The sequence below is a fragment of the Spiribacter halobius genome (assembly GCF_020883455.1).
GTDB classification, from domain to species: Bacteria; Pseudomonadota; Gammaproteobacteria; order Nitrococcales; family Nitrococcaceae; genus Sediminicurvatus; species Sediminicurvatus halobius.
The window spans coordinates 331171-343393 of the sequence record NZ_CP086615.1 but is presented as its reverse complement, the minus strand read 5'-3'; the positions used below and the strand labels follow the sequence as shown (position 1 = coordinate 343393).

The window sequence follows — 12223 nt, the reverse complement described above, 5'->3', positions numbered from 1 at the left end:
ATTCCTGCCGTCAGCGGGCCGCGAGCCTGGCGCCCGCGTCGTCCCCGTCCACCGCGGCGGTGCGTGCCGCCTCGCCATCGTCGCCGCGCTGGCCGGCGAGCCACTGCTCGTACTCGTCCTGCGCCACGGCCTCGACCACCACCGGCATGAAGCCGTGGTCACGGCCGCAGAGCTCCGCGCAGCGCCCGCGGTAGACGCCCGGCTCATCGATCACCGTCCAGGTCTGGTTGACGAAGCCGGGGATGGCGTCCTTCTTCCAGCCCAGATCGGGCACCCACCAGGAGTGGATGACGTCCTCGGCGGTGATCAGGAAGCGAATCTTCGTGTCCACCGGCAGGACCAGGCGCCGGTCCACGTTCTGCAGATAGTTGTCCACCGAGGACGGATCGATGCCCGAGCCGAGCTGACGCGCGCGGTTGCTGGCCTCGTCCAGGCGGCTGAAGAACTGGACGTCCTCGCCCATGTACTCGTAGCCCCAGAACCACTGGTAGCCCGTGACCTTGACGGTCATCTCGGCGTCGCTGGTGTCCTCGAGATCGATAAGCACGCGGGTGGCGGGCACCGCCATGCTCACCAGAATGATCAGCGGGATCACCGTCCAGACGATCTCCACCGCGGTGCTGTGATGGAACTGCGCCGGCTTGACCCCGCGGGATTTCCGGTGTCGAAACATCGAGTAGAACATGGCGCCGAAGACCACCAGGCCGATGACCACGGTGATCCAGAAGATGCGCATGTGCAGGTCGTAGATCTGCCGGCTGGATTCGGTGACGCCTTCGGTCATGTTGAGCAGCCCGAAGTCGGCCCACGCCGGCATGGCCGCCACAAGCAGCACCAGTGCCGCCGCGGCGCGGGCCCCGAATCCTCTGCGCCAGTTCCGCTTCATCCCGTGTTATCTCCCAGGCTGTGTTGGGTTGGCGGCCGCCGCGGCGGCCGGCGCCACGGCCGCCGTCGGCCGGGCCGGACCGTCGCCGCGGCCACACTGGGCCATTGGCCCGATGCAGCCCGCCAGCTCCCGCGCCAGGCTGCGCAGCTCCTCGTCGTCGAGCCACTCGCCCACCCGAAGGACCCTGCCCCGCGAGCGCAAGAGCAGCAACGGCGGATCCCAGCGGCGGCGCGGCGGCTGCAGCAGGACCTCGGTCCAGGCCCGCTCGAAATGCCAGGCGCGCTCCACGCGCCCGCGCCCCCGCTCAACGTGCACCTCGTTGCCCGCGACCCGGATCACCTCCCGGTCCAGCGAGCGGCGCGCGGAGACGTAGAGCGCCGCGCCAAGCGCCGCGAGCTCCAGCCCCGCAAACGGCACCACCGGCCAGAGCCCCACGGCGGCGCAGGCACCGGCTACGGTGAGACACACCGCGCAGAGCCCCGCATAGATCCGCTTCGTCTGCGGCCAGTTCGGTGCAATGTTCGGCGCCAGCACGAAGCGGCGCTCGTCGGCGGGCGCTGCGGAGCTCGTCGCCATTCGCACCTCCCGGGCCGCATGCGGCGCTCTCCGCGCCGCTCAGGCCGGTCGCTAGTGTAGAGGAGTCGCCAGGGCGAGGAAAGCTGCCTGCCCCGCCCAGGGAAGTGCTGATCGATTCCCGTGGGCCTCCGGCCGCAGGTCGCGTGTGCAGGCAAGGCGCGCTGTACCGCGCTGTACCGGGGGTACGGTCAGGCAGCGCAACGCGGGCTGCGCGCGCGACCTGCGGCCCCGAAAGGCGCTCCAGAGCGTAAAGGCCCGCGGGAATCGATCAGCGCTTTTCTACCGACCGCCACCGCGGGCGCCCGGTTCCGTTCGCGGGCCGTCTCCGCGGCCCCGGCGCGGGATGCTGACCCCTCCCAGGGCGACGCGGACCTCGCCCTCGGGACCGTGGGTTTGCGGCTGCGCATCCGTGCCCCAGGCATGTCCGTAGGCGATCTCCCAGGTCGCCGGGAGGCGGCCGTCGGCGTCGCGCCGCATCTCGTAGGCCGCCTCCATGCGGCGCCAGCGCCGCGGTGTGGTCAGCCCCGGATTGCGCCCGCGCAGGACGTTGCGCTCGCCGAGCGCGCGCAGATCGGCGACAAGGCCGCGCAGGTTCGGGTAGGTCAGGGTGAAATGCTCCATGTCCATCACCGGATCGGCCAGCCGTGCCCCCACCAGGGCGTCACCGATGTCGTGCATGTCCACGAATCGCTGCACGTGCACGTGCGGGTCCGCGGCCGCCCACGCCGCGCGCAGCTCGTCCAGCGTATCCGGGCCATAGGTGGCGAACATGAGCACGCCCCCGGGGCGGAGGATGCGCTGCAGCTCCCGCACGGTCGTCCGCAGATCCCGGGAGCGATGCAGCGCCAGGCTGGAGAACACCAGATCGAAGCTGTCGCCGGCAAAGGGGAGCTGCTCGTAGCCGGCGCTCACGGCCTGCAGGCGCCGCCGCCAGGGCGAGCGCCGCCGCGCCGCGCGCGCCATTCCCGGCACCAGCTCCAGGCCCACCTGCCGCGCCTTCGGATAGCGCCGGCGCAGGGCGCGTGTGTTGCCCCCGGGGCCGCAGCCGAGCTCGAGGATGTCGGCGGGGTCCAGCCGGATGAAATCCAGGCGCTCGAGCAGCCGGGCGGTGACCTCGCGCTGCAGCACGGCCGCGCCCTCATGGCTCTCCACGGCAGCGGCAAGCCCGCGCCGCTGGGCCCTCACATCCAGGGCAAAAGGCTCTTCACGCTGGCTCATCCGTCCACCTTTCAGACTGCTCGTTTGATTCCGGCGTCCTCGCCGCGCGTGCAGCCCGTAGCCGCGAGGCCGCACGCGTGACAACGAGCGTGCCCATGGGCTGCGGGCAATCCGTCCGTGGGGTTCGACCCGCATCTTCGCGAAAGGGTGCCACAGTGCCCGCAAGGGCGCGGACGGAAGTGTCTCACGGCAGCGCGTTCGGCTACGCTAGGTGACACGATGCCTGGTCATCGGAGCGTGCAAAGGATTCGCCGTTATTCGGCAAGGAGCGCCGGACGATGCTTCGACTTCGCAGTCGACGCGGGCCCCGGTGGCGTCGCTACGGGCCCGGCGACCGCTGGCCCTTCCTGCTGCTGGCGGGCCATTGCCGCCTCTGTGCCGGGCCGGCGCCGGGGCCGGAGATCTGTGCCGGCTGCCGGGCGGAGCTGCCCTGGCTCGGCCCGGCGTGCCGGACCTGCGCCCTGCCGCTCGTCGCTGAGTCCCTGCAGTGCGGGCGCTGCCAGCGGCGGCCGCCGCCGATCACCCGCAGCCATGCTCTGTGGCATTACGCCGGTCAGGTCGCCACGCTGATCCGCGCCTTCAAGTTCCATGGCGACCTGGCCGCCGGCCGACTCCTCGCCGATCTGGCCGCGCAGACCCTGGCGGAGCGCGTGCCGCCGCCCGCCGTACTGGTGCCGATGCCACTGCATCCCGCGCGGCGCCGGGAGCGCGGCTTCGACCAGGCACTGGAGCTCGCCCGCAGGCTGGGCCCGCCCGTGGCGGCGGACCTCGTCCGCCGTACGCGCAACACCGCCGCCCAGAGCGGCCTCGACGCCGGCGCCCGCCGCCGCAACGTCCGTGGCGCCTTCGCCGTCACCGACCGCCCGCTGCCGCCGGCGATCACCCTCGTGGACGACGTCCTCACCACCGGCGCCAGCGCCCGCGAGCTGGCCCGCGCCCTGCTCGCCAAGGGCGTCGAACGCGTCGACCTGATGGTGCTGGCGAGGGCGTAACGCCGCGCGTCGCGCGGCGTAGTGGCAAGCGGCAAGTGACAAGTTGCAAGCGAGAGGACCCTGTCGTGCCGGCGGTTGGGCCTTGGCGGCGAGGCCCCCTTGTCACTTGTTACTTGCAACTTGCAACTGCCGCCGTCAGGCGGCGTACAGGTAATGCAGCAGAATCCCGATGAACACGACGCCGCCGTAGACGTTGTTGTTCAGGAAGGCTCGGAAGCAGCCGTCGCGGCTGCGGTCGCGAATGAGCCATTGCTGCCAGGCGAACAGCATCGTCGCCGGCACCAGGGCGCCGAAGTAGGCGGGACCGAGATCGGCACGCACGCCGATGGCGATGAGGGTCAGCGTCATCAGCCCCTGCAGCACGGCGATCATCAGCCGGTCGTGTTCGCCGAACAGGATCGCCGTGGACTTGATACCGATCTTCAGATCGTCGTCGCGGTCGACCATGGCGTACTGGGTGTCGTAGATCGTCGCCCAGACCACGGCGGCGGTGAACACCAGCCAGGCGAGCGGGGGCACGCTGTTGGTCTGAGCAGCGAACCCCATGGGAATCGCCCAGCCGAAGGCCGCGCCCAGGTGGACCTGGGGCAGATGGGTGTAGCGCTTCATGAACGGGTAGGTCGCGGCCAGCGCCACTCCGCCGAGGGACAGGGCCACGGTCAGGGGATTCATGAGTGTCACCAGCCCGAAGGCCACCAGGCACAGCAGCACGAACAGCGACAGCGCCTCCCGCTCGCTGACGCGCCCCGTGGTGAGCGGGCGGTCCCGGGTGCGCTTGACGTGGCGGTCGAAGTGGCGGTCCGCGTAGTCGTTGATCACGCAGCCGGCGGCACGCATGACGACGACGCCGGCCACGAACACCGCCAGCACCAACGGCCGTGGCGGCCCTTCGGCGGCGAGCCACAGCGCCCAGAGCATGGGCCAGAGCAGCAGGAAGTTGCCGATGGGCCGGTCCAGGCGGGTCAGCCGCGCGTAGTCGGCGAGACGGTCGGTGAGGCGGTCAGCGGTCACGGCCATCGTCGACAGGCCTCCAGCAGGGACGGCAGAAACACCTCGGTGACCAGCAGCGGCCGGCCGCCGATACGGAACACCGAGCGGCGCGCCCACTCCCCCGGCTCGCCGCCAAAACCGGCCGCCCGCGCGGCGAGGGCGTCGCCCTCGTCAAGCCGCGCCAGCTCGATGGGCCCGCGCACCACGGCATAATGCCCAAACAGCACGCTCCCGAGTGGCCGCGGCCCGAGGCCGCGCAGCCGCCGCAAGGGCCCGCGCAGGGTCGGCTCGGGCATCACGCTGCGCGCCACGATCCAGGGCTGCTGCCCGCAACCCAGGACCACCTCCCGCAACCAGGCTCGCCGCCGCGGCTCCAGCCCCAGTCGCCGGCGCTCATCGAGCCACGGCCTCCCCCAGCGCTCGGTACAGACCCGGACGCTGAAGTCCTCGCCAGCCAGATGTCGCAGCCGCCGGGTCAGTGAGCCGGGCTCGTTCAGCCAGGGTCGCAGCGGCCCCGGCACCGGCGCCCCCGCCGGCACCGTCGGCGGCCGCCAGCAGCGGGCTCCCCGTTCGCGCAACACGCACCTCGCATCGTGACGACGCGCGCATTGTGCCATTGCGCCGACGGTTTTGGTGCCGCCCGGGCCGCTACCAGAGATCCATCCGTGGCAATCCCGGCGCTGGGAATCCAATGGATAACGAGCGATGCCTCGGCCGCACCGGCGCGAGGCAGACAGATTTCCGCCACGCCGCCGCCTGCCGATTGTGGTGGTGCCGGGCAGAGCGGAGCGGCCGTGTCCAGCCAGCTGTAGGTCGGCAAGCGCACAGCGCTCGCCGACACGCCGGCAGGCGAATCCCCGAGCCGCGCTGAGCGCGGCTGTCGGCGAGCGCTGCGCGCTTGCCGACCTTGTATGCTGCGCTTGAAGCTTTTCGGGCTTCACGAACCGGTTACCGGGGAAGCCGCGCCGACCTGGAGGCAGTCGCCGACTGACCTCGTCCGTAGAGCGGCTCCCCGCCTCATTGCCCACTTCGAGGAGTATCCGGAAGCCAGCCGTGCTGGACTTCGCATCACAAGGTCGAAGCGGCAACAACTGCGAGGTCGGGGAGCCTGGTAGCCAGTCTCTCTCAGTCACGTTCAGGAGGCCAAGAGGATGTGCAACGTCGGGGTCGATATCGCCGCTGCAAGCTTCGAGCTGGTCACGCGCAAGGCCGGGCGCCACAGCCCCTCGAAGCGCTTCGAGCAGACCCCGCAGGGCCATCGCCACGCCATCGCCCACCTCCAGCGCCTCGCCCCCGAGCGCATCGTGCTCGAGGCCACCGGCGTGTACTTCCTCGATCTCGCCCTCGCGCTGCACCAGGCGGGGCTGCCCGTGTGCGTGATCAACCCGCGCGCGTTCAAGCACTTCGCCGAGCTCAAGCTCACCGGCTCGAAGACCGATCCCATCGACGCCGCGCTGCTCGCCGACTACGCCGAGTGCATGCACCCGCCCCTGTGGCAGCCCCCGCGCGAGAGCGCCCTTGCCCTGCGCGAGCTCGGCCGCCAGGTCAACCGCCTCGTCGGCGAGCGCACCCAGGCGAAGAACCGCCTCCACGCCCTCGGCGCCAAGCAGGCCACGCCGGCGCTGGTCATCGACGACGAGCGCGAGGGCATCGCCGCGCTCGATCGGCGCATCGAGCGCCTGCGCGCCGCGGCACTCGAGCTGATCAACGCCGATGCCACCCTCCAGGCGCAGTTCCGCGCCCTCACCGCCGCCGTCGGCGTCGGCGAGGTCAGCGCCATCACGCTCATCGCCGAGCTCTGCACGCTGCCCGAGCAGCTCAAGGCCAAGCAGGTCGCCCGCCACGCCGGGCTCGACGTGCGCCTCAACCAATCCGGTACCAGCGTCGCCAGACCCGGACGGCTCAGCAAGGCCGGCAATGCCTACCTGCGCGCGGCGCTGTTCATGCCGGCCATGGTCGCCATCCAAAATGATCCCTACGCCAAGGCCTTCTACGAGGCGCTCATCGCCCGCGGCAAAAAGCGCATCCAGGCCATCTGCGCGGTCATGCGCAAGTACCTCACCGGCATCTGGGCCTGCTTCAAAACACAGCAGCCCTTCGATAGCAGCCAGCTGTTCAGCAGAAACCACATGCAGAAGGCTTGACCCGGCAAGGGAGTATCTACGGGACCCAGAACGCGGCGGCTGCCCCAAACGCCGGAAGGTCTGGAGTCGTGTGCCTCCCGACGGGGCCCTCTGCGGCAGGGATGCCGCAGTGGAGGCTACACGGATGTATTCATGCCGTGTCCCGTCGGGAGGCACACGACTCCAGGCCCGGGCACCACGGGTGGATACGCCGCGACGTCGCGGAGCATGGGCCGCGCGCGCTCAGCACGCGGAGCCGGAAACCTACACCTGCGCGTAGCGCTCACCTTCGCCGACCCAGCGGCGGATGAGGGCGGCGGCGGCCTCGGGGTAGTCGTCCAGGAGGGCGTCGGCCTCCGCCTGGACGGCGTCGATCAGGTCCGCATCGCGGTGGAGGTCGGCGATGCGGTACTCCAGGGCGCCGGTCTGGCGGGTGCCGAGCAGCTCGCCAGGGCCGCGGAGCTCGAGGTCGCGGCGGGCGATGCGGAAGCCGTCGTTGCTCTCCCGGAGCACGCCGAGGCGCGCCCGGGCCGTCTCGGTGAGCGGGCCGTGGTAGAGCAGCACGCAGCTGCTCTGCGCATCGCCACGGCCGACGCGACCGCGCAGCTGGTGCAACTGGGCGAGGCCGAGGCGCTCGGGGTTCTCGATGATCATCAGCGAGGCATTGGGCACGTTCACACCCACCTCGATAACCGTCGTCGCCACCAGCAGATCCAGCTCGCCAGCCTCGAAGGCGGCCATCACCGCCTCCTTGTCCGAGGCCTTCACACGGCCGTGCACCAGGCCCACCCGCAGCTCCGGCAGGCTCTCGCGCAGACGCTCCGCGGTCGCCTCCGCAGCCTCGGCTTCCAGCAGCTCGGAGCTTTCCACCAGCGTGCACACCCAGTACGCCTGCCGCCCCTCGGCGCAGGCGGCGCGCACGCGCTCCACCACCTCCGCCCGCCGGCTGTCCGGGATTGCCACCGTGGTCACCGGCTGGCGGCCCGGCGGCAGCTCGTCGATGACGGACACGTCCAGATCCGCATAGGCCGTCATCGCCAGGGTGCGCGGAATGGGGGTTGCGGTCATCACCAGCTGGTGGGGCTGGGTGCGGCCGTCATCGCCCTTGTCCCGCAGGGCGAGGCGCTGGTGCACGCCGAAGCGGTGCTGCTCGTCCACCACCACCAGCCCCAGCCGGGCAAAGCGAACGCCCTCCTGGAACAGGGCGTGGGTGCCGATCACCACCTGGGCCTCACCCTCGGCCAGCGCGGCCAGGGTCTCGCGCCGGCGCGCCGCGGACAGTCGCCCGCTCACCCAGGCCACGCGCACCCCAAGCGGCTCCAGCCAGTCGCGGAAGTTGCGGAAGTGCTGTTCGGCGAGCAGCTCCGTCGGCGCCATCACCGCGGCCTGGTGCCCGCTCGCGACGGCGGTGAGGGCAGCCAGCGCCGCGACCACGGTCTTGCCGGAGCCGACATCTCCCTGTACCAGGCGCAGCGTCGGCTGCTCGCTCGCCAGGTCGGCGGCGATCTCGCGCCGGACCCGGGACTGGGCGTCGGTGAGCGCGAAGCCCAGCCGCTGGAGCAGTGCGGCGTGGCGGTCCTCACCGCCGGCCAGCACCGGCGCCGGGCGGGCGGCCTGGTGGGCCCGGCGCAGGCGCAGCAGGCTGAGGCGGTGGGCGAGCAGCTCCTCGAAGGCGAGCCGGCGGACCGCCGGGTGACGGCCCTCGAGCAGCGCCCGCGTGTCCGCCTCGATCGGCGGCGCGTGCACGGTGGCCAGCGCGGTGGCGAGGTCCGGTAGCTGCTGGCGCTGGACGAGGGCCGAAGGCAGCCAGTCCCGGACCGCCTCCGCGCTCTCCAGGGCGCCTGTCACGGCCCGCCGCAGCTGCTGCTGGGTAACGCCCTCGGTGGCCGGATAGCAGGGCGTGAGGCCGCCAGCCGGCGGCGGCGCGTCCGCCGCCACGACCTCCCACTCGGGGTGCACCATCTGCAGCATCACCGGACCGGGACGGACCTCGCCGAACACCCGTACCCGGGCGCCCCGGGTCAGCCGCTGGCGGTGGGCGCCGAAGAAGTGGAAGAACACCAGCTCCAGCGACCCGCTGCCGTCGGCAAGTCGGCACACCAGCCGACGCCGCCGGCCGGCCACGACCTCGGCCGCGGTGATCTCGCCCTCCGCGAGCACGCTCTCGCCCGGACGCAGCTCACCGAGGCGCACGCAGCGGGAGCGGTCCTCATAGCGCAGGGGGAGATGGAACGGCAGGTCCTCGACCCGGGTGATCCCCAGTCGGCCGAGCCGTTCGCCGAGCCGGGGCCCGATGCCGGGGAGCCGCTCGAGGGGCGTGCCGTCCCTGGCCACCGCCATGGTCACTGCGCCTTCAGTCGCGACCGGCGAGGCTCATGATGGCCTCCACCTCGACCATGGCCCCCTTCGGCAGGGCCGCGACGCCAATCGCCGCCCGCGCCGGATAGGGCTCGGCGAAGTACTCGGCCATGATCCCGTTGACCGTGGCGAAGTGGCCGAGGTCGGTGAGGAAGATGCTGAGCTTGACGATATCGTCCAGCCCCCCGCCCGCCGCCTGACAGACGGCCTCGAGGTTGTCGAACACCCGCCGGGTCTGGGTGTCGACGTCCTCCCCCGCCAGGCTCATGGTGATCGGGTCGAGCGGGATCTGCCCCGACAGGAACACCAGATCGCCCACCCGAACGCCCTGCGAGTAGGGTCCGATGGCTGCGGGGGCCTGGTCGGTCTGAATGGTCGTGCGCACGTCGCGTTGCTCCGAGTTACAAGTTCAAGGTTCAAAGTTCAAAGCCACCCCCATCACCGGCGGGGGCACTCTTCGCGGCCGAGCTTTGGCTAGCGCGTTCCGCCCTCGGCAGTAGCCCTCTCATACTTTGGACCTTGAACTTTGAACTTTGAACTCCGGCGCGGCCAGCGCCGGCGTCAGCCGCGCCGGCGGTTGATCCGGAGCACCGCCGAGAGCCCGCGCAGGCGGCGCATGATGCGGGCGAGGTGGGCGCGGTTGCGGACGCTGAGGGTGATCCGGATGGTGGCGATCATCCCTTCCTTCTCCTCGATCTCCACCGCCTCGATGTTCGAGTCCAGGTCCGACACCGCGGCCGCGACGTCAGCCAGCACCCCGCGACGGTTGACCACGTCCACGGCGATCGCCGCCGGGTACTCGCCGGCGGCGGCGGCATCCCACTGCACGTCCAGCCATTTCTCGGGGTGATTCCGGTACTCGCGGATGTTGTGGCAGGCCTGATGGTGGATCACCACGCCGCGCCCGGCGCTGGCGAAGCCGACGATCGGGTCGCCGGGGATCGGCCGGCAGCAGCGGGCGAAGGTCACCACCGCGCCCTCGGAGCCGCGGATGGTGAGCGGGCCCGGGCCGCCGTCTCCCGGCTGCTCGGCGCTCACCGCGGTGGCCCCGGAGAGGCGCTGGGCCACCAGCCAGGGCATGCGCTGGCCGAGCCCCACCTGTTCGAACACCTGCTCCAGACTCTCCGCCCCGAGCGCCTCCAGCGCGCGCTCCACCTGCTCGCCGCCCACGTCCTCCAGGCGCAGCGCCATGGCCTCCAGCGCCTGGGCCACCAGCCGCCGGCCGAGGGCTACGGCCTCCTCGCCGCGCAGGCGCTTGAGGCTGTGGCGAATGGCGGCGCGGGCCTTGGCGGTGACCACGAAATCCAGCCAGGCCGGATTGGGCCGCGCCACCGGGGCGGTGATGATCTCCACGGTCTGCCCGGTCTCGAGGGGGGTGCGCAGGGGCGCGAGGCGGTGGTCCACCATGGCGGCGATGCAGGAGTCGCCGATGTCCGAGTGCACGGCATAGGCAAAGTCCACCACCGTGGCCCCCTTGGGCAGCTCCATGATGTCGCCGCTCGGGGTGAACACGTAGACCTCGTCCGGCAGCAGGTCGATCTTGACGTGCTCGATGAACTCGAGCGAGTTGCCGGCGCTCTTCTGCATCTCCATGAGCCCGCGCACCCACTCCCGTGCCCGGGCCTGGGCGACGCTGCTGGCGGTCTCGGAATCCTTGTATAGCCAGTGGGCGGCGATGCCGGCCTCGGCCACCTTGTCCATCTCGGCGGTCCGGATCTGGACCTCGACCCGGATCCGGCGGGGGCCGAGCAGCGTGGTGTGCAGGCTCTGGTAGCCGTTCGCCTTGGGGATGGCGATGTAGTCCTTGATGCGCCCGGGCAGCGGCTTGTAGAGCCCGTGCAGCTGGCCGAGCACCCGGTAGCAGGTATCCACGTCCGCGACGATCACACGGAAGCCATAGACATCGAAGATGTCCTGGAAGCTCGCGTGCTTGGCGCGCATCTTCTGGTAGATGCTCCAGAGGTGCTTCTCGCGGCCGATGACGTGGGCCTGGATCCCGGCCTCCTCGAGGCGCTGCTCCAGCGCGCTGCGCACCTTGCCGAGCAGCTCCTTGCGCGAGCCGCGCTGGCGCCGGACCTTCTCCTTCAGCACCCGGTAGCGCATCGGATAGAGCGCGGCGAAGCCGAGATCCTCCAGCTCAACGCGCAGGGTGTTGATGCCGAGGCGCTGGGCGATGGGGGCGTAGATCTCCAGCGTCTCGCGGGCAATGCGCCAGCGCTTGTTCGGCGGCATCACCCAGATGGTGCGCATGTTGTGCAGGCGGTCGGCGAGCTTGATCAGGATGACGCGGATGTCCTGGGACATCGCGAGCACCATCTTGCGGAAGTTCTCCGCCTGCGCCTCCGCCTTACTGCGGAAGTTGATCTGGGTGAGCTTGGAGACGCCGTCGACGAGCTGGGCTACCTCCTCGCCGAAGCGCTCGGCGATCTCCGCCTTGGCGGTGGGGGTGTCCTCGATGACGTCGTGCAGAATGGCCGCGCACAGGCTCTCCGTGTCCATGCGCATCTCGGCGAGAAGCTTGGCCACCGCCAGCGGGTGCGTAATGTAGGGCTCGCCCGACAGGCGCCGCTGCCCCTCATGGGCCGCGGCGCCGAACTGGTAGGCCTGATAGACCTTCTGGACCTGATGCGGGTCCAGGTAGTCCTCGAGCAGGGAACAGAGATCCGCCGCCCGCGACGAGGGCTCGATGCCGGTGCTCCCCCGGGTGACTACCGCATCGCCGCTCGCCATGGACAGACGATCACTCGCGGGGCTCGCCCTCGTCCCCGCCAGCGGGAGAGGCCGATGCCGTAGGCGACTCGATGGCCGCGTCGGCATCGCCCTCGCCGCTCTCCTCGAGCGCTTCCAGCGCCTCGGCAGCCTCGGCCTCCACGCGCAGGATGTCCCGGGTCACATGGCGATCGGCGATCTCGCGCAGGGCGACGACGGTGGGCTTGTCGTTCTCCCAGTCGACGAACGGCTGGGCGCCGCGGGCGATCTGGCGGGAACGGCGGGTCGCCGCGAGCACGAGCTCAAAGCGGTTGTCGATGGTTTCGAGGCAGTCTTCGACCGTAACGCGCGCCATGCAGGGGCCTCCGCAG

The 12223-nt window shown here is 71.1% G+C and carries 11 protein-coding genes; 2 read left to right on the top strand and 9 right to left on the bottom strand.

What is annotated here, in order from left to right; translation table 11 throughout:
* Positions 1-10 precede the first annotated feature (10 nt).
* The 3 genes from coxB to LMH63_RS01545 form a co-directional block, all read right to left on the bottom strand.
* Complete coding sequence (coxB, locus tag LMH63_RS01555) at positions 11-886, bottom strand: cytochrome c oxidase subunit II (protein WP_109679426.1); 876 nt, start codon at positions 884-886, stop codon at positions 11-13.
* Positions 887-892: 6 nt separating this feature from the next.
* Entirely contained in the window at positions 893-1462 is a 570-nt protein-coding gene (locus tag LMH63_RS01550) for a DUF2244 domain-containing protein (protein WP_109679425.1), read from the bottom strand.
* Positions 1463-1741: 279 nt separating this feature from the next.
* Positions 1742-2680, bottom strand: coding sequence for a methyltransferase domain-containing protein (locus LMH63_RS01545; RefSeq protein ID WP_109679424.1), 939 nt, complete (start codon positions 2678-2680; stop codon positions 1742-1744).
* A 278-nt stretch (positions 2681-2958) separates the two neighbouring features.
* Between LMH63_RS01545 and LMH63_RS01540 the strand changes: the two genes are divergently transcribed.
* A complete protein-coding gene (locus LMH63_RS01540) occupies positions 2959-3672 on the top strand; it encodes a ComF family protein (protein WP_199225705.1) in 714 nt (237 codons plus the stop codon).
* Positions 3673-3807: 135 nt separating this feature from the next.
* On the opposite strand, the gene ubiA is transcribed toward LMH63_RS01540, so the two are convergent.
* A complete protein-coding gene (ubiA, locus tag LMH63_RS01535) occupies positions 3808-4689 on the bottom strand; it encodes a 4-hydroxybenzoate octaprenyltransferase (RefSeq protein ID WP_109679423.1) in 882 nt (293 codons plus the stop codon).
* A complete protein-coding gene (locus LMH63_RS01530) occupies positions 4680-5240 on the bottom strand; it encodes a chorismate--pyruvate lyase family protein (RefSeq protein WP_158280413.1) in 561 nt (186 codons plus the stop codon). Before LMH63_RS01530 ends, ubiA begins: the two co-directional genes overlap by 10 nt.
* Before the next feature lie 573 nt (positions 5241-5813).
* Here LMH63_RS01530 and LMH63_RS01525 point away from each other — a divergent pair.
* On the top strand, positions 5814-6806 hold the full coding sequence (locus tag LMH63_RS01525; RefSeq protein WP_229332689.1) for an IS110 family RNA-guided transposase: 993 nt from the start codon (positions 5814-5816) through the stop codon (positions 6804-6806).
* A gap of 243 nt (positions 6807-7049) precedes the next feature.
* Here the strand turns inward: LMH63_RS01525 and recG are convergent, their stop codons facing one another.
* From recG to rpoZ, 4 genes are all read right to left on the bottom strand, one after another.
* Positions 7050-9125: an ATP-dependent DNA helicase RecG gene (recG, locus tag LMH63_RS01520; RefSeq protein WP_109676169.1), complete on the bottom strand. Its 2076-nt coding sequence runs from the start codon at positions 9123-9125 to the stop codon at positions 7050-7052.
* Positions 9126-9138: 13 nt separating this feature from the next.
* On the bottom strand, positions 9139-9528 hold the full coding sequence (locus LMH63_RS01515) for a RidA family protein (protein ID WP_109676171.1): 390 nt from the start codon (positions 9526-9528) through the stop codon (positions 9139-9141).
* A 176-nt stretch (positions 9529-9704) separates the two neighbouring features.
* Positions 9705-11873, bottom strand: coding sequence for a bifunctional GTP diphosphokinase/guanosine-3',5'-bis pyrophosphate 3'-pyrophosphohydrolase (gene spoT / locus LMH63_RS01510; RefSeq protein WP_109676173.1), 2169 nt, complete (start codon positions 11871-11873; stop codon positions 9705-9707).
* A gap of 10 nt (positions 11874-11883) precedes the next feature.
* Complete coding sequence (gene rpoZ / locus LMH63_RS01505) at positions 11884-12207, bottom strand: DNA-directed RNA polymerase subunit omega (protein ID WP_109676175.1); 324 nt, start codon at positions 12205-12207, stop codon at positions 11884-11886.
* Positions 12208-12223 lie beyond the last annotated feature (16 nt).